The sequence below is a fragment of the Acinetobacter sp. YH12106 genome (assembly GCF_013418995.1).
Classification (GTDB): domain Bacteria; phylum Pseudomonadota; class Gammaproteobacteria; order Pseudomonadales; family Moraxellaceae; genus Acinetobacter; species Acinetobacter pseudolwoffii.
This window is the reverse complement of the sequence record NZ_VPAV01000009.1, coordinates 69779-88193: the sequence shown is the minus strand read 5'-3', so window position 1 is coordinate 88193 and position 18415 is coordinate 69779. Positions and strand designations below refer to the sequence as shown.

General features: G+C 44.1%; 18 protein-coding genes. 8 read left to right on the top strand and 10 right to left on the bottom strand.

Going from position 1 to position 18415, the window contains the following annotated elements; genetic code table 11:
* Nucleotides 1-150 precede the first annotated feature (150 nt).
* Both FTU45_RS09185 and FTU45_RS09180 read right to left on the bottom strand, forming a co-directional pair.
* Entirely contained in the window at nt 151-675 is a 525-nt protein-coding gene (locus FTU45_RS09185) for a YecA family protein (protein WP_005169813.1), read from the bottom strand.
* Nucleotides 676-746: 71 nt separating this feature from the next.
* A complete protein-coding gene (locus FTU45_RS09180) occupies nt 747-953 on the bottom strand; it encodes a PA3496 family putative envelope integrity protein (RefSeq protein WP_005169810.1) in 207 nt (68 codons plus the stop codon).
* A gap of 346 nt (nt 954-1299) precedes the next feature.
* On the opposite strand from FTU45_RS09180, the gene rpoD reads away from it, so the two are divergent.
* The 6 genes from rpoD (at nt 1300) to FTU45_RS09150 (ending at nt 7899) form a co-directional block, all read left to right on the top strand.
* Nucleotides 1300-3234 carry an RNA polymerase sigma factor RpoD gene (gene rpoD / locus FTU45_RS09175; RefSeq protein ID WP_225554192.1) on the top strand — a complete coding sequence of 645 codons (1935 nt, stop codon included), beginning with the start codon at nt 1300-1302 and terminating at the stop codon, nt 3232-3234.
* Nucleotides 3235-3347: 113 nt separating this feature from the next.
* Entirely contained in the window at nt 3348-3635 is a 288-nt protein-coding gene (locus FTU45_RS09170; protein WP_005169807.1) for a YbeD family protein, read from the top strand.
* Nucleotides 3636-3785: 150 nt separating this feature from the next.
* Entirely contained in the window at nt 3786-4445 is a 660-nt protein-coding gene (gene lipB, locus FTU45_RS09165) for a lipoyl(octanoyl) transferase LipB (protein WP_005097758.1), read from the top strand.
* 74 nt (nt 4446-4519) lie between these two features.
* Complete coding sequence (locus tag FTU45_RS09160; protein WP_005097759.1) at nt 4520-5053, top strand: hypothetical protein; 534 nt, start codon at nt 4520-4522, stop codon at nt 5051-5053.
* A gap of 1 nt (nt 5054) precedes the next feature.
* The gene (locus tag FTU45_RS09155; RefSeq protein WP_005097761.1) at nt 5055-6239 is read left to right on the top strand and encodes an iron-containing alcohol dehydrogenase; all 1185 of its coding nucleotides are present in this window, start codon (nt 5055-5057) and stop codon (nt 6237-6239) included.
* A gap of 265 nt (nt 6240-6504) precedes the next feature.
* Nucleotides 6505-7899 carry an APC family permease gene (locus FTU45_RS09150; RefSeq protein WP_005097762.1) on the top strand — a complete coding sequence of 465 codons (1395 nt, stop codon included), beginning with the start codon at nt 6505-6507 and terminating at the stop codon, nt 7897-7899.
* Between the two features lie 61 nt (nt 7900-7960).
* On the opposite strand, the gene FTU45_RS09145 is transcribed toward FTU45_RS09150, so the two are convergent.
* The 8 genes from FTU45_RS09145 to rplU all read right to left on the bottom strand — a co-directional run bounded on the left by FTU45_RS09145 (nt 7961) and on the right by rplU (nt 14784).
* A complete protein-coding gene (locus tag FTU45_RS09145; protein WP_218944851.1) occupies nt 7961-8356 on the bottom strand; it encodes a hypothetical protein in 396 nt (131 codons plus the stop codon).
* Nucleotides 8357-8495: 139 nt separating this feature from the next.
* The gene (locus FTU45_RS09140) at nt 8496-8972 is read right to left on the bottom strand and encodes a tRNA (cytidine(34)-2'-O)-methyltransferase (protein WP_005097765.1); all 477 of its coding nucleotides are present in this window, start codon (nt 8970-8972) and stop codon (nt 8496-8498) included.
* 531 nt (nt 8973-9503) lie between these two features.
* Nucleotides 9504-10886 (bottom strand): siroheme synthase CysG, encoded by a 1383-nt coding sequence (gene cysG / locus FTU45_RS09135; RefSeq protein ID WP_074383414.1) that lies wholly within the window; start codon nt 10884-10886, stop codon nt 9504-9506.
* A gap of 73 nt (nt 10887-10959) precedes the next feature.
* Nucleotides 10960-12231, bottom strand: a complete 1272-nt coding sequence (gene serS / locus FTU45_RS09130; protein WP_005097768.1) for a serine--tRNA ligase — start codon at nt 12229-12231, stop codon at nt 10960-10962.
* A gap of 100 nt (nt 12232-12331) precedes the next feature.
* Nucleotides 12332-13087 (bottom strand): DUF3298 domain-containing protein, encoded by a 756-nt coding sequence (locus tag FTU45_RS09125; RefSeq protein WP_180076302.1) that lies wholly within the window; start codon nt 13085-13087, stop codon nt 12332-12334.
* Nucleotides 13088-13256: 169 nt separating this feature from the next.
* On the bottom strand, nt 13257-13952 hold the full coding sequence (gene lolA, locus FTU45_RS09120) for an outer membrane lipoprotein chaperone LolA (protein ID WP_005169792.1): 696 nt from the start codon (nt 13950-13952) through the stop codon (nt 13257-13259).
* Between the two features lie 246 nt (nt 13953-14198).
* Nucleotides 14199-14453 (bottom strand): 50S ribosomal protein L27, encoded by a 255-nt coding sequence (rpmA, locus tag FTU45_RS09115; RefSeq protein WP_005097774.1) that lies wholly within the window; start codon nt 14451-14453, stop codon nt 14199-14201.
* Nucleotides 14454-14472: 19 nt separating this feature from the next.
* Entirely contained in the window at nt 14473-14784 is a 312-nt protein-coding gene (gene rplU, locus FTU45_RS09110) for a 50S ribosomal protein L21 (protein ID WP_005097776.1), read from the bottom strand.
* A gap of 445 nt (nt 14785-15229) precedes the next feature.
* Between rplU and sdsA the strand changes: the two genes are divergently transcribed.
* On the top strand, nt 15230-16207 hold the full coding sequence (sdsA, locus tag FTU45_RS09105; RefSeq protein WP_005097778.1) for an All-trans-nonaprenyl-diphosphate synthase: 978 nt from the start codon (nt 15230-15232) through the stop codon (nt 16205-16207).
* A gap of 15 nt (nt 16208-16222) precedes the next feature.
* A complete protein-coding gene (locus tag FTU45_RS09100) occupies nt 16223-18265 on the top strand; it encodes a site-specific recombinase (RefSeq protein ID WP_034608441.1) in 2043 nt (680 codons plus the stop codon).
* The last annotated feature ends 150 nt before the right edge of the window (nt 18266-18415 follow it).

The following is an 18415-nucleotide window of genomic DNA, read 5'->3' as shown; positions in this document are numbered from 1 at the left end:
GAATAATTCAAGTGAATTTGTTTGAAAGAAGAACTTTAAAAGCTTTATTTTCACCCGATAAAATACCCATAAAACAAGAGGAAGCTCAAATGAGCTTCCTCTTGTGAAAAATTGTGGGACAGCAATGCCGTGCGGTGCTTTTTTTATGAATTATTCTGGAGTGTGATACATCAGATACAATTCATTTAAGTTGTCTGGAATTTCTTCTGCAAGTTCGTCCATTAACTGGCCATTGCGACGGAAAGTTTCCATTTGCGGATCTTCATCATCAATGCCGCTGAAGACCATGATTGGCAGAGTTAAATCTACCAGCTGTTCTTCAAATTCTTCAGTAAACCAAGCTTCTTCGTTCAGGAACATGGCATCGACAAAGCCCACACTCCAGTCACCCAAGCTTGATTCGGTGTCTGCTTCTTCAATTTCAAATGGGAATGTAATCCCTTCTTCATTGGCTAAGCTTTGACGGATAGACTCTAACCATGCTTGTACCTGTGTGATGATTTCTGCAGGCACTTTCTTTTGATTGCTATCAAAAAGCTCGTCTAACCATTTGTCGAATTTTGGGCCTACTGCAATAGCACATAAGAAACCATGGGTTGCTGCGAAATCTAGACCATGTTCATTTTGGTCACCATCTAGATATTCACTCAACAGGTCTAAATCTAAAGCACTCATCTAACATCCAAACTTAGAAAACCGAAAGGTTTAGCATAGCATTTATTCAGGCCATGCTAAATCCGAATTCGTTAATCTTCGTCATCAAAATCGTCATCATCGTCGAAGTCATAGTCAAAATCTTTGAGTTCGCGTTCCAAGCGACGTTGTGAAAGTAAGTCATCAATCAGACGACGTTTTTCCAACGACTCTTTAGCGCTCAGCTTGCTGGAAGCTTCATCGAAATTAACATCATCCTCACCGAAGCTATCATCTAGTTCAAAATCTGTAGAAGACACTAAAACTTCCTCATAGTGAAAAATGTAAATGGTTTTAGCGCTATTTATCTTGCCTAAAACCACAAGTCAAGTTTTATTTAAATTTTCGTATTTTAAAGTTGTAAATAGGGCTTTTTTTTAAGGACATTGTGTGACATGATATAATCCACCCTGCGTCCTTATGTTTTTTGACTACACATTTTTTGGTCAAATACACAGATGCCGGGGTTGGACTTGAAAATAACAAATTCATCCCCATCTTAAATTACTGAATTTCATTTTAAATATTTTATCAGACAGCTTGAACGCTGAATACTCTGATGAAATACGTAGGCTATTCACTAAATTTAATGAGCTTAAATCGTGCATAAGTTGTACGGTTTTTCCTGTCACAGATTCAACGAAGAGTAAGCAAAAGATGAGCGATATGACTTCCCCTACTTCACAAGTAGCGGCTCTGATTAGCCGAGGCAAAGAACAAGGTTACTTAACCTTCGCTGAGGTTAACGATCATCTGCCGGACTCCATCACAGAAAGCGAGCAGATTGAAGATATCATTCAGATGCTGAATGACGTGGGTATTCCTGTACATGATCGCGCGCCTGAATCTGATGATACGATGTTCGAAGATACTACAGAAGCTGCCGATGAAGTTGCAGAAGAAGAAGCTGCAGCCGTACTGGCCTCTGTAGAAAATGAGCCAGGTCGTACAACTGACCCTGTGCGTATGTATATGCGTGAAATGGGTACCGTTGAGCTTTTAACCCGTGAAGGCGAAATTAGCATTGCAAAGCGCATCGAAGAAGGTATTCGTGATGTTTTGCACTCGATTGCTTACTGGCCCAATGCGGTAGAAGTTGTACTCCAAGAATATAAAGATTATGAAGCGGGCGAACGCCGTCTTGCTGACCTGTTATCGGGTTATTTAGATCCTGAATCAGACGAAGAAATTCCTGAAGTACTCGAAGAAGAAGTCGAGATCGCTGAAGACAAGACTGACTCGAAAAAATCGACCAAGGATGTAAAACTGGACGATGATGAAGAGGAAGAAGCTGAAACTGAAGATGATTCAGAAGCTGATTCTGGTCCAGATCCTGAAATTGCCAAAGCGCGCTTCACTGAACTTGAAAATGCATGGTTGAATACCAAAACAGCCATCGAAAAACATGGTCGTGACAGTGAAGAATCTGAAGCTGCGCTGGAAGCACTGGCGACCGTATTCATGATGTTCAAATTCACGCCGCGTCTATTCGATATCATTTCAGAAATGATTCGTGGTACGCATGACCAGATCCGTGGTGCAGAACGTGAAGTGATGCGTTATGCCGTGCGCCGTGGTCGTATGGATCGTACCCAGTTCCGTACTTCTTTCCCGGGACAGGAATCGAATCCAGCTTGGTTAGATGAACAGATCGCGAAAACACCTGCAGACCAGAAAGCCTATCTGGAAAAAGTACGTCCCGATGTATTGGCCTTCCAGCAAAAGATTGCCGATATTGAAAAAGAGTTGGGTCTTGATGTTAAAGGCATTAAAGACATTGCCAAACGCATGGCCGTTGGTGAAGCTAAGGCACGTCGCGCCAAGAAAGAAATGGTCGAAGCCAACTTGCGTCTGGTGATTTCAATTGCGAAAAAATACACCAACCGTGGCTTGCAGTTCCTGGATCTGATTCAAGAAGGTAACATTGGCTTGATGAAAGCGGTAGACAAGTTTGAATATCGTCGTGGTTATAAATTCTCGACTTATGCAACCTGGTGGATTCGTCAGGCGATCACCCGTTCAATCGCCGATCAGGCACGTACCATTCGTATTCCGGTGCACATGATCGAGACCATCAACAAGATCAATCGTGTATCGCGTCAGCTTCTTCAAGAAATGGGGCGTGAACCGACACCTGAAGAGTTGGGCGAACGTCTGGAAATGGACGAAGTCAAAGTACGTAAAGTGCTAAAAATCGCCAAAGAACCGATTTCGATGGAAACACCGATCGGTGATGATGAAGATTCGCATCTGGGTGACTTCATTGAAGACAGCAACATCACGTCACCAATTGATGCTGCGACTTCAGAAGGCCTGAAAGAAGCGACACGCGAAGTTCTGGAAAACCTGACTGAACGTGAAGCCAAAGTTCTGAAAATGCGTTTTGGTATCGACATGCCGACCGACCACACCTTGGAAGAAGTGGGCAAACAGTTTGATGTGACACGTGAACGTATTCGTCAGATTGAAGCTAAAGCGTTACGCAAGCTTCGCCATCCATCACGTTCAGAACACTTACGTTCATTCCTCGAGAATGATTAAGATTTGATGCTTATTCTGGAGACTTGAAATTTAATCATCAGTCTCCACTTAAGTAGCCAAGACAGACCCAAACGCCTGCATGATTGCAGGCGTTTCAAATCAGGGGGACTACCATGTTAGACCGTACACCATCTCGTGAACTTCAAGAACATCTTTGGGTTTTCCCTATGGATTATCCGATTAAACTGATTGGCCTTGCTGGCATTGAACTGCGTCAGGCCGTAAATGATATCTTTGTAAAACATTTTCCTGAATTTGATGGCAGTGAGATGACCATCACACCGTCGCGTACTGGCAAATATCATTCCATTACCGCACAACTGCGCTTTTTGGAACTGGAGCAGGTACATGCAGTATATGCAGATTTGGCCGCCTGTCCGCTGATTAAAACCGCACTGTAATCAAAAATACAAAAGACACGCTTTCGGGCGTGTTTTTTATGCCTGTACAATGACTGAGCTAGCGCTTAAATATTGTAGGTCTCGCCCCTATTTCATGCCGAAATCATTATAATTATGACCAGTTTTTTATAATTACCAAGGACACTCCCTGTGACTGATGTGCTGCAAAAGCCCGAGCTGATCATTCGTCAATATCACGACCTTACTCCTTATGAAGATCGCTTTCTGGAAATGAAAACATTTACGGAAAACCGTGATGAATATAGTCCGGATCAGCTGTGGATTCTGCAACATCAGGATGTATTGACTCAAGGTCAGGCCGGTAAGCCAGAACATATTCTGATACCGAGCAATATCCCGGTAATTCAAACCGATCGTGGTGGTCAAGTGACCTGGCACGGCCCCGGCCAACTGGTGGCCTACTTCATGTTTGACCTGAATCGCCTGGGCTGGAATGTGCGTACACTGGTGTCCTATGCTGAAAACCTGATGATCGATCTGCTGAAAAAATACGGCATTGATGCTTATGCCAAACCCGATGCACCGGGGGTCTATGTGGCTGAACGAAAAATTGGTTCACTGGGTTTTAAAATTCGTAAAGGCCGTAGCTATCATGGTCTTTCCTTAAATCTGGATTGTGACCTGAGCGGATTTAATACCATCAACCCTTGTGGTTATGCGGGACTGGAAATGGTTCGCATGAGCGACCTACTGGAACAACCGCCACAATTCAACCAGTTATGTCGTGAAATTATTGAAACTTTGCGCCACAGCGGTTACTTTAATCAAGTCACTGTCGAGCAAAGATAAAGCCTTTGCATTTCACCCCCAAATAAATTAGAGTATTTACTCTAAACCAATAATATTGAGATAGGGATCATCACGTGATTGCAACTAAATCCGTAAAACCCGCTTTGCAGCTTGCCTATGTCAAACTCATGATGGATGTGATTGGCCGCGGTCTGGTCATGGCAAGCCAGGTGGATGAAGAAATCAAACAGGAAGTTGCTCAATTTCCAGTCCATTTCACTCTTTCCATGAAAGTCTTTCCGCATGGCCCAGCCTTTGTGGCGCGGGTCACTGAGGACAAGCAATTGGAACTGGTGAAAAATCTGGAAAAAGCACCTGATCTGACTATTACCTTTAAACATCTGCACCATGCTTTTTTAGTTTTTTCCTTTCAGGAAAGCACCTCTCAAGCCTTTGCCAATGACCGCATGATTGCCGATGGCGATATTTCCAATGCCATTCGTCTGGTGCGTTGTCTAAATAAAATGGAAGCACTGATTTTGCCTAAACTGGTGGCGCAACTGGCTGTCAAAGAATATCCAAGCAATCTCAGCCTCAAAGAAAAACTAAGCGAAGCGAGCAGTATTTATCTAAAAATCGCTCAATCTTATTTAAAACGGAGTGTATAACATGGCTAAACCTTATTATGAATTTTTCTGTCCGGTTAAAGTCATTGCCGGACATGCCGCGTTAGAACATATTCCGTTTGAACTTGCGACCTTAGGCGCAAAACGTCCGCTGATCATTACCGACAAAGGTGTACGCGCCAATAATCTGCTGGCACCGATTGAAGCGGCATTTGAAATGGCAGATGCTGCAATTGTAGCCATTTTTGATGACGTCCCCCCCGACTCTAGCTTAGGTACAGTACGTAGTGCGGCAAAACTGTATCGTGAAAATCACTGTGATGCGATCATTGCTGTAGGCGGTGGTTCAGTCATTGATACGTCCAAGGCCACCAATATTCTGGTGTCTGAAGGGGGTGATGACTTGCTTAAATATTCTGGTGCCCACAACCTGCCTAAGCCGCTGAAGCCATTTTTTGTGATTCCAACAACTTCGGGGACAGGCTCAGAAGTCACCATGGTGGCCGTCGTCTCAGATACTGAGAAGAATGTTAAAATGCCTTTCGCATCATATTATTTGATGCCGCATGCTGCGATTTTAGATCCGCGCATGACCCAGACTTTGCCGCCGCATTTAACCGCCATGACCGCAATGGATGCACTGACCCATGCGGTCGAAGCTTATACTTGCATGGCAGCCAATCCAATCTCAGATGCTTATGCCACCGCAGCAGTCAAGAAGATCAGTAGCCATCTATTCAATGTGCTGGATAATCCCAATGATGCGCAAGGCCGTCTGGAACTGGCTCAAGCATCGACCATGGCCGGTATTGCATTTTCTAACTCGATGGTCGGGATTGTGCATTCACTCGGTCATTCACTGGGTGCAGTGGTGCACTTGCCGCATGGTTTATGTATGAACCTGTTCCTGCCGTATGTGCTGGAATACAACAAAGAGGTCAATGGTGACAAGATTGCTGATCTGTTACTACCTTTGGCAGGTGCCGATATTTATGCGCAAACACCAGCACATTTACGTGCAGACAAAACCATTGCCACTATTCTGACCATGCGAGATCGGATTTATAGTCTGACCAAACTGCCACGTACATTACGTGAAACCGGCAAGATTTCTGAAGCGCAGCTGGATGAAGTGGCAGAGAAAGCCCTGAACGATGGTTCCATCATTTATAACCCGAAAGAAGCCACCTTGGAAGATTTAAAATCTATCTTAAAAAAGGCTTGGTAATTACTGAAAAATAAGCCAATATAGCGAAAATTAAAGCCTGATGTTTTTTTAGACATCAGGCTTTTATCTTGCATAAAGAAATCATTGCGCTAATTTGAATGGCATACTTTATGCACCTCAAAAGTCAAAAAAATAGCTAGCAAAAGCCCTTCTTTTCAAGTAGATTGGCGGGCTTTTATAGAAAACTGTAGGGGGGGATCGTTCGTCTCAAACGATCCTTATAAATATGACTGATCCTTGATCAACGATTAAGAGGATAACGCCGTTGACTAATATCTCTGGGACTCAATCGGCAGCTAAACTGCAAAAAACGCTGGGACTCTGGCACATCATTATTATTGGTTTGGCTTATATTCAACCCATGACCTTGTTTGATACATTCGGTCTGGTATCTGAAGAAAGTAACTTCCACGTTCCCACCTCTTACATTTTTGCACTGATTGCAATTTTGTTAACCTCTTTGAGCTATGGTCATATGATTCGTCGCTACCCTTCTTCGGGTTCGGCCTATACCTATGCGCAAAAATCCATTCACCCGAATGTGGGTTTCATGGTGGGATGGTCATCTTGGCTCGATTATTTATTGTCGCCAATGGTCAACATCATTCTTGCCGTCATTTACCTAGAAGCCCTGTTCCCTGATATCAATCATTGGGTTTGGGTCGTGGTATTGACTGCATTCATGACTGGCATCAATTTACGTGGTGCGCGCTTTGTAGCGAACTTCAACAGTATGATCGTGTTCGTGCAGTTGATTGTCATTGCCGTATTTACCTGGATGGTCTACAGCAAGTTACAGGCTGGCTTTAATGCAGATGGTCCAATCACAGCTGAGCAACGCTATCAGCTCTGGAGTCTGGAACCGTTCTGGAATGAATTAACGTCAGTAGGCGCCCTGATTACTGGTGCGACTTTACTGTGCTTCTCTTTCACTGGTTTTGACTCTTTAAGCTCGCTGGCTGAAGAAACCAAAGATACTGAAAAAACTTTGCCTAAAGCGATTTTCTTGACCGCTTTAATTGCCGGTATTATTTTCATTATCAGCACTTACTTCATGCAGATTTACTTCCCGAACAATCCAGGTTCATATTTCCAGAATATTGCTGAAACTCAGCCGGAAATTTTGATGCTGGTGGGTGGGTCCTTGTTCCAGGCTTATGTACTTGGTTTTGCAATCATTACCGTCATGGCATCAGGGATTTCTGCACATGCAGGTGTATCTCGCTTAATGTACGTCATGGGCCGTGATGGCGTGATCAACAAGAAAATCTTTGGTCATATCAGTCCGAAAAACTACACACCGTCATACAACATTATGATTGTCGGTGCTGTAGCCTTAACAGCTGGCTTCATGGATCTTGATTTTGTGATTTCACTGATCAGTTTCGGTGCATTGACGGCGTTCAGTTTCGTAAACTTGTCTGTCATTTCACGCTATGCTTTACGTGATGGTCGTACCAAAACTGCGAAAGAAATTCTGAACTTTGTGGTGGTACCACTTGCAGGTTTCATTGCAGTATTTGCCTTATGGCTCGAAGTTGATCAAACCTCATTGAAATATGGTCTGATCTGGGCATTTGGCGGTATCTTGTACCTGGGTTATAAAACCAAAGGTTTCAAGCATCCTGCACCTCAGCACAACGAATTTGACGATAAATAATATCGTTCCGGTTCAAATAAAAAAGGCGCTTTAAGCGCCTTTTTTATGTTTTTGATTTTACTTAGGATAAACGACAATCAAAACCCATTTGGGTATTGACCCGATTATTTTCATAGCCCAGTTTTTCAATGAACAGACTTCTATTCGACAATAATTTTTGCTCTTCCGGATTTAGTCTGGCTTTATTCTTGACCGCCAGCTGATACATTTCATTTACCACATCCTGAAAAATATCACAAACTTCCTGACGTTTGGTCTGCTTCAATTTACGTCCACGCCAAGTCCATTCAAAATCATCGGAATTCAGACTCTGTCCCCAGTTATCGATCCGCGCATCCAAGCGTTTTTGCATGTCAGCCAATCCTTGCTGTATTTCCGCTTGCGTAATTGGCTGAACTTGTTGCGTTTCCCCCATTACATCACTTGCTTCTTGCGCACCGAGGTGTAAAGCAGTCATTCCAATACAACAGGCCAAGGCAAATTTTAATATCGGCTTCACGCGTATATCCTTCTTATTCCAATCAGTTGTCTCTCTCTATCCTAGCAAATAAAAAAGCCACCTAAAGGCAGCTTTTCAAATTATTGTAAATTTAAGCTTAGAGCGCTTTAAAACCCTGCTGACGCCAGGCTTCATATACAATCACTGCCGTGGCATTCGAAAGGTTTAAACTACGAGAGTTCTCTGCCATCGGTAAACGAATCCAGTGCTGCTGCGGGAACATCATCCGAACATGTTCAGGCAGACCACGCGTTTCCGGCCCCATCAACAATGCCACAGGACGGTTCAAGTCCGAGGTATGTGGCGTTTCAGTCCCTTTGGTGGTCAGTGGATAGACCGCATCCAGAGCAATGCCTTTGCTTGCCAGATCGGCCAGACAGTCTTCGATAGTGTCCCAAATCTGCATACGTGCATATTCGTGATAATCCAGACCGGCACGTCTCAGTTTTTTATCATCCAGTTCAAAACCCAGTGGCTTGACCAGATGCAACTGCGCTCCCGTATTGGCACACAGACGAATAATATTGCCTGTATTTGCAGGAATTTCGGGCTCATATAAAACAACGTGGATCACTTATTTCTCACTTTATACATTTCATTCAGATATAGCTTTCAACTTATAGATCAAACAGCAACATCAGTGCTGTTATCTAGATACAGCTTTTTCCTGTATTCGGACCATGAGATTAATCGTCATATCCTTTTATTCAGGTGTAATTTTCGTCTTGCATTCAGACAAAGAGTATCAACTATTGCTATCCTCTTACTCAGGCATAGCCTTCGTCTTGCGGTCAAACCAAGAAACAACTTTTGCTTATCCTCTTACTCAGGCACAGCCTTCGTCTTGCGGTCAAACCAAGAAACAACTTTTGCTTATCCTCTTACTCAGGCATAGCCTTCGTCTGACGGTCAAACCAAGAGACAACTTTTGCTTATCCTCTTACTCAGGCATAGCCTTCGTCTTGCGCTCGGGCAAAGCAGTGCTTTGCTTATCCTCTTACTCAGGCATGGCCTTCGTCTTGCGGTCAAACCAAGAAACAACTTTTGCTTATCCTCTTACTCAGGCATAGCCTTCGTCTTGCACTCGGGCAAAGCAGTGCTTTGCTTATCCTCGCTCATGCCATTGCAGTTGTTCACGCAAGCGAACCACTTCACCAATAATGGTCAAAGTCGGTGCCTGAATCTGATGTTCGGACACTTTGGATGCAATATCTGCAAGCGTTCCTACTACAACTTTCTGTTCAGGAGTCGTGCCTTTAGAGACCAGTGCCACCGGCATATCTGCGCGTTGACCATGGGCTATTAATTGCGCACAGATTCTTTCCAGTCCCACCAGTCCCATATACAGCACCAAGGTCTGGTTTTCATAGACCAGCTCACGCCAAGGCAATTCAGGCGAACCTTCTTTTAAATGACCTGTCAGGAAACGCACACTTTGTGCATAATCCCGATGCGTTAATGGAATACCGGCATAGGCGGAACAACCTGAAGCTGCGGTAATACCCGGCACCACCTGAAAAGTAATACCTGCCGCAAACAGTTCTTCAATTTCTTCGCCGCCACGCCCAAAGATGAAAGGATCACCGCCTTTCAGACGACAAACTCGCTTGCCTTCACTGGCATATTTGACCAATAAAGCATTAATCCCATCTTGTGGAACTGCATGATTGGAACGCGCCTTACCAACATAGATTTTTTCCGCATCACGGCGACACAGATCCATAATCGGTTCAGACACCAAACGATCATAAATCACCACATCGGCTTGCTGCATCAACCTTAACGCTTTCAGGGTCAACAGTTCTGGATCACCTGGACCAGCACCCACCAGATAGACTTCACCTTTCGGCTGTTGCCACTCTTGTAATGCTTGCTCGATCAGACGATCTGCTTCAGCCATATTGTCATTAAACACCTGTTCTTTCAGCGGACTGGCGTACAGATCTTCCCAGAAAATACGGCGCTGATCCGGATTGACAATTTTTGCTTTAACGTGACTGCGCCATTTGCCTGAAAACTCAGCCAGCTTGCCCATGCCATGTGGAATCGTTGCTTCCAGTTGAGTCCGAATCTGGCGTGACAACACCGGCGACGTGCCATTCGATGCCACCGAAATCACCAGCGGTGAGCGGTCAATAATCGCAGGTACCATAAAACGGCAATGTGGTGGATCATCGACACTGTTGACCAGTACATTTTCAGCTTCGCACAGCTCGAAAACCTGACGATTCACATCAGCATCATCTGTTGCTGCAATCACTAAACGATAATGGCGCAAAGGAATCTGTATACTGAATGGTGCCTGATCATATTGCCCTTGAGACTGCTGAACAATCCCAAGTAAATTGGCATCAATTTTAGGGGCAATGACATGAATCACTGCTCCGGCTTTTGCTAATAATACCGCTTTACGGTAGGCAATATGTCCACCACCGACAATCAGACAAGGTTGCTGTTGCAACTTTAACGAGATTGGAAAGATATCCACGAACTACCTCAAAATTTTAAATCTGATTGTCTATGCAATTTTCATGCACATTTAGCGATGCTGATATCAAGCATTAGTCGATATAAGTCGCACCACCCATATATGGACGCAATACTTCAGGAATCTCAATCGAACCGTCTGCACGCTGATAGTTTTCCATCACTGCAAGCAAGGTACGACCAACCGCCAGACCCGAACCATTCAAGGTATGTACAAATTCAGTTTTTTTCTGGTCGGCACGGTAACGCGCTTTCATACGACGCGCCTGGAAGTCACCCATGTTTGAACATGAAGATATTTCACGATAAGTATTCTGGCTTGGCACCCAAACTTCAAGATCATAAGTCTTGGTCGCGCCAAAGCCCATATCACCGCCACAAAGGATGATCTTACGGTATGGCAGACCTAATGCTTGCAAGATACCTTCAGCATGGCCGGTTAAATCTTCCAGTGCCTGCATAGACGTTTCAGGTTTAACAATCTGAACCATTTCCACTTTGTCGAACTGGTGCTGACGAATCAGGCCACGGGTATCACGGCCATAAGACCCTGCTTCACTACGGAAACATGGGGTATGTGCTGCATATTTTAATGGCAGACGATCTGCATCAATGATTTCATCACGCACGAAGTTAGTCACTGGCACTTCAGCAGTTGGAATTAAATAGAATTCTTTTTCGCCTTGAAGTTTAAACAGATCTTCTTCAAATTTAGGCAACTGACCTGTGCCACGTAATGAATCCGCATTCACCAAATACGGTACATAAGCTTCAGTATAACCATTCTGGTCTGTATGCGTATTCAGCATGAACTGTGTCAATGCACGTTGTAAACGCGCCAATGGGCCTTTCAAAACACTGAAACGAGAACCGGTTAATTTGGTTGCGGTTTCAAATTCCAGACCGCCCATCATTTCACCGAGGTCAGTATGGTCTTTGATCTCAAAATCGAATTCACGTGGTGTACCCCATTTCAGGATTTCCACGTTATCGCTTTCGTCTTTGCCTTCAGGCACAGCTTCATCTGGCAAGTTTGGAATAGACAGTAATTTTTCTTCAAGCTCCGCTTGCAGTTCAGCCAATGCTGCTTCAGCCGCTTTGATTTCATCACCAATCGCAGACATGCGTGTCATGATTTCAGAAGCATCACCGCCTGCCTTTTTAATTTGACCGACTTGTTTTGCACCGGCATTACGTTCAGCTTGCAGTGTTTCTGTCTTGGACTGAATTTCTTTACGGCGCGCTTCTAGGGAGGCCCACTCTTCAACATTGAGTTGAACACCACGTTTTGCCAAGGCCAAATTTACAGCCTCAATATTGTTTCTGAGTAATTTCGGGTCGATCATAATCAATCTTTGCAGAAGAAAAAAACTGGCTATAGTGTAAGCTCTTAACGTCAAAAAATACAGTGACTACGACCCCAGCTGTGCCTTATTAGCACAATATTTAGGAAGTCTTGGACTGTAAAATGGCTAAATATTCAGGCCAAATCACTTCACCCAAATCTGCATAGGACACTTTTAATTCAGGCGTTCCTGCTGCTTTAGAAGTTAATTCACCTGCCGGGTACACCAACACCAGACCCGACCTGTCAAAATAATAGTTATCACTCAGTTTTAACTGCTGTGCTTGTATCCCCTGTGTGCGTAGCCATCGAGTATTGGTTCGATATATCACATTGAGTAGTTTCTGCTCACCGCCCTTTAACATCAATTGATGCAAAGCCAGACGCTTTTTCTGTTTCAGATCAAAATTGATATATTCCACATGTTCACTTGATGCAGTTTGATTCTTCACCAGATTGGAACTTATTAAGGCAAAAGTCGCCAGATGATCACGCTGAGCGATAAATACTACCTTGATAAAACGCTGATCCAGATAATAGGGCTCATCGGCTTTTTTAGGATTTTTCTGAGTCACTTTGGTGAATGCAACCGGCTCGGTATCCCGAATACGCGCTATAAAATATTGATCAATCCAGTCGAGGTTGGTATCCACCGTATGAAGCTCAAAGCGTACACAGCCTTCTATTTCACACACCACTTTGGCCACCCCTTTGACGGGAATACTCTTGGCTTCAATCTGCACCCACGGATCTGTTTGGGTAACAACTGAATTGGATGGCGGCTGACAGCCCAACATATATACAGTGATTAATAAGACAGCATAAATTTCAGCAGTTTTAAACAGATTGATCTTCATCCTGAGCTCCCAAAATTTTGCAATTTCATTGACTCGACTTTTATTTATTTTAAGATGCTCTCTTGTCTAGATATAGCTGAACCTTGTAGCCTGCTCAAAACAATCATGATAATCGGCAATAAAAAAGCAACCTGAATCGGTTGCTCTTTGGTTTACTTGATACTTCTGATTATTGATCAATAATGTCTGTACCTTTTGGCGGGGTAAAGTTAAAGGTAGAAGCCGGAATACTGCTATTCACTTTCACATTACTAAACTTAATATTTGTAGTTTGGCCAAGTGAATCCTGCAAGATCATCAAGCTAGGTGCCTTGTTTGCACCAAAACTGATGGTCAGGCTCTCAAAGACACCATCGGTATTTTTAGGATACAGTGTGTAATAGGTTTTCCCCTTATTCGGCTGAGTGACCCGGTAAGACTGCATAATCTGACTGGTATTTCCTGACAGAAGCAAAGCCGGTGTATTGGCAACTTGCTCATCCAGATTTTGACGAACCGCTTGCTGCAAATCCGGATCATAAATCCATACTGTTTTACCAGTCGTTGTAATGGTTTGCTTCGATGGTGCGGTCGTTTCCCAATAGAATTTACCCGGACGCTCGACTTTCATCACCCCTTTAAAGGTTTGATTCATATGTTGTGCGCTCAAGCCTTTTTTCTGGGTTGCTCTCGGATTGGTCACCTTGGTGCTTTGCTCAAAATTTGCCGTCATGCTACGCACATAATTCAGCTGCTTCACCAGACTGGCAGTTGCCTGTTGCTCCGACGCTGCCACAGGTGCAGCAAACACGGTTGTACTCATCACCGGTGCTAAAGTCACTGCACCCAGAGCCATAGCACAGACGGTTTTACGAAGCATATTCATAATTTCACCTTTATATTTTGTGTCATCGCAATTTATTTGATGTCTCATCTTAAACGAAAATTAAAAGCTAAAATGATAGAAAATAAGAACTTTTGTATGGTTATTAATTCGAAATCTATTTTTTTGTTCATCATGATGAAGATTTCAGCCATTTTTTTACATAAGCTGGATCAGGCGTTCATTACAGTCGATTTTCAGGCATAAAAAAGCCCACAGAAACTGTGGGCTTTTTTCTATCTCAGCGAATTACGCTTCAACAGATACGTAGCGACGACCGAATTGGCCTTTCACTTCGAATTTGATTACGCCGTCAGCAGTCGCAAACAAAGTATGGTCACGGCCCATACCTACGTTTTGACCAGCGTGGAATTCAGTACCACGTTGACGAACGATAATGTTACCAGCAGTCACAGATTGACCGCCGTACATTTTAACACCTAACATTTTAGGATTCGAATCACGACCGTTTTTAGTCGAACCACCGGCTTTTTTAGTTGCCATGTCTATTTACTCCTCGTAATTAGCCTGAAATAGCTGTAATTTTCAACTCAGTGAACCATTGACGGTGACCTTGTTGTTTACGGTAGTGTTTACGACGACGCATTTTGATAATGCGGATTTTGTCGTGACGACCATGGCTAACTACTTCAGCAGTTACAGTAGCGCCAGCAACAACTGGAGCACCGATTTGAATGCTTTCACCGTTTACAAGCATCAATACGTCATCAAACGTAATAGTTGAGCCAGTTTCAGCTTTCAATAATTCTACTTTAAGGGTTTCACCCTCGATTACACGGTGTTGTTTACCACCGCTTTGGATTACTGCGTACATAATGTACTCCAAACAAGCCCGTGTCGTCGTGCCGATAAAGGAAGATATCGATCTTAAGACGTACGCCACTGGGGGATATCTAAGGGCGAGGATTTTAAGGGATATTCAAAAAAACAACAAGCCATTTTACTGAAATAATAATGGCGAGTATGTGCTAATTATTTAACACTTAAATAATTTCTATCAAATCAGACACTCAAGATATATTCAGCAACAAAATAATACAGCAGAAATTCGGCCAGTTTGATTAATATACTCAGCCTGATGAAGAGGGCGACATCGCTGACCTTTCCTGATTTTTTGTAGCGCAGAATATAGATCGAATCTGAATAAGATCTATAAAAAGCTGATTTTTAGTGGAGTTTATGCATTTCTTAGGTTTCACTCATGTTATAAATTGTTAAACTACGACCTGCGATTTACCAGACTAGAGGTTTTCTTTCACATGACCATCGACTTTAAGCAAGACATTCTCGCTCCTGTTGCTAACGACTTTGCTGCGATGGACACATTCATTAATGAAGGAATTACTTCAAAAGTTGCACTGGTGATGGCCGTCAGCAAACATGTGGTCGAAGCGGGTGGCAAACGCATGCGCCCGATTATGTGTCTTCTGGCTGCCAAGGCCTGTGGTGCTGAAGATTTAGAACCGCATCGCAAGCTGGCCGCGATTATTGAAATGCTGCATACGGCGACGCTGGTGCATGATGATGTGGTCGATGAATCTGGCCTGCGTCGTGGCCGTCCGACTGCCAATGCGACATGGAATAACCAGACTGCTGTTCTGGTCGGTGACTTCCTGATTTCACGTGCATTTGATCTGCTGGTCGATTTAAACAATATGGTCTTGCTGAAAGATTTCTCGACCGGCACCTGTGAAATTGCTGAAGGTGAAGTGCTGCAATTGCAATCCCAGCACCAGCCAGAAACCAGTGAAGCGACTTATTTAAATATTATTCATGGTAAAACGTCGCGCCTGTTTGAACTGGCGACAGAAGGCGCAGCGATTCTGTCGGGTAAAGATGAATTCCGTGAGCCTTTAAAAACTTTCGCCGGTCATTTCGGCAATGCCTTCCAGATTATTGATGACATTCTAGATTACACCTCCGATGCAGAAACCCTCGGCAAAAATATCGGTGATGACCTGATGGAAGGCAAACCTACCCTGCCATTGATTGCTGCGCTAAAAAATACCTCCGGTGAGCAGCATGAAATTATCCGTCGCAGTATTGCCACTGGCGGTACAGAACATCTCGATCAAGTCATTCAAATTGTCAATGCATCTGGGGCACTGGACTATTGCCGTCAACGTGCGACTGAAGAAACGGAAACCGCCATTCATGCCCTGCAGGCATTACCTGACTCTGAGTATCGTCAAGCTCTGATTAATCTGGCCAAACTGGCCCTACACCGAATTCAGTAATCTTTAAACTCGCCTATGCATATTAATTTTCTTGATCTTTTCCAAAACATGCAGCATCAGCTTGAGCAACCTCAGGCGGTGCTGGATGAAAATCTTCTCATTGAACTGATTGAAAGAATCAGACCGGAAGACAGCAGAAATACCGAAGAAATCGAAGCAAAGTTCAATGCATTTATCCAGGCTTTATTATTGACGCCGAATGCAGTTTCAGCATTACAGACATTTACCCTGCGGATCATTAACCGTTATAAACAGACCAGTCTGTTTTCCGATACCGGTATTTTGTCTCTGGATGGTTTCTGGAATCAGCTCAATCAGCGTATTGGCGCGCATATCCTGCCAGTTATTCCGGATCATCAGCAATTACAAGAATTATTTCGCAAGGTTTTTTATCAGCCGACCGATAAATACTGGCTCGACTATTTTGATGAAGATGACTGGCAACGCTTATTTTCAGTTCTCAATCAGGGTCACTCCAATCAGCCTGAAAAGACCCGCATTAAAGATCAACTGATCAAGGCACTGACCATTTTGTCGTATCGGATCAGTGGTATTGGTCTGCATCCTGAATTTATTAATGCACAGCCGGAACTGATGGAATATGAATCTCCTTTTCTGGTGCAGAACCGTGAGATTAACGAATTTATTCAGGAATACAAAAAACGCTATAACACGGTCACGCTGGTCGATTCGATCACCCCGCCAGATGCTTCGCAAGCACTGGTGATGCTGGAACAGTGTCATGATGTCGTGGCAAAAATTCGCCGCTCTACCAAACGGATTGGGGTCAGCGTGAGTCTGACCTATATGCTGGCACTGCTGGAGCAGTGTCTGGAGCGGGTTGAAATCCTGCTCAACATGGTCATGGACGAGGATGACCTGCGCTACCAGTCCATCGGCCTGTTTATTGCAGATATCACTGAAGCGATTTATAGCGAACGCAGTGTACGTGCCCTGCTGGCGACCAACAGTGAACTCCTGGCCTTGCAGGTGACTGAGAATGCTAGTAAAACCGGCGAGCACTATGTCAGTACTGACAAAAAAGGCTTTCTGGCCATGTACAAATCGGCCGCCGGTGCAGGTGCCATTATCGCAACAATGGCCACCCTGAAAATCCTGATGACACGCCTGAGCATGGCGCCTCTCATGCAGGCCTTTAGCTATAGCATGAATTATTCGCTGGGTTTTATGCTGATCCATGTGCTGCATTTTACCGTGGCGACCAAACAGCCAGCGATGACAGCCGCTGCACTGGCGGCCACAGTCCAGCAACGCAAAGGCTCAAAAATGGCGCAAATTGCCGAGCTGGCCGCGCTGATTGTGAATATTATCCGTACCCAGTTTGTGGCAATTCTGGGCAATATTTCGATTGCCATTCCGGTGGCGGCATTGATTACCTTAATGTGGGACGTTGCTCTGCATGAACCCTTAATGAATCATGCCAAGGCAACCAAAACCTTACATGACCTGAATCCCTTTACCTCTTTGGCAATTCCGCATGCTGCAATTGCCGGGGTATGTCTGTTCCTGTCCGGGTTATTGGCCGGTTATTTTGACAACATGGCCGTCTACCGCAAGGTAGGCCCCCGCCTGAAAGCCCATATACGTTTATCGCAATTGATGGGACAGGAACGGCTGTACCGGTTTGCAGATTATATTGAACGTAATCTGGGAGCGCTGGCAGGTAATTTCATGTTTGGCATCATGCTCGGCAGTATGGGCACCATTGGTTTTATTCTGGGGTTGCCGCTCGATATCCGTCATATTGCCTTTGCCTCGGCCAACTTTATTCAGGGCCTGATCAATATTAATGGCCCGGATATTGGCTTGATTGTGGTGTCTTTCCTCGGTGTGTTGTTGATTGGCCTGACCAACTTATTTGTCAGTTTCAGTTTGACCATTATTGTGGCCTTACGTGCACGACGGGTACGTTTTGAACAGTGGAAACCGTTGGCAAAACTGGTCATGACTCACTTCCTGACCCGGCCAAGTGATTTCTTCTGGCCCCCCAAGCAAAGCATTGAAATTGACGAAAATCATACATCGACGAAATCTTAAAACTGCGACAATTACAGTATATTTAGCAACAAATTCCTTACTAAAAAAATGGAATTCGCATAAAATACGCACACTTGAAAAAAAGTGTACTGACAAGTACACTTCTACTCCAGACAATTAACCGATCTGCGAACGGTTAAAGGGACAAGG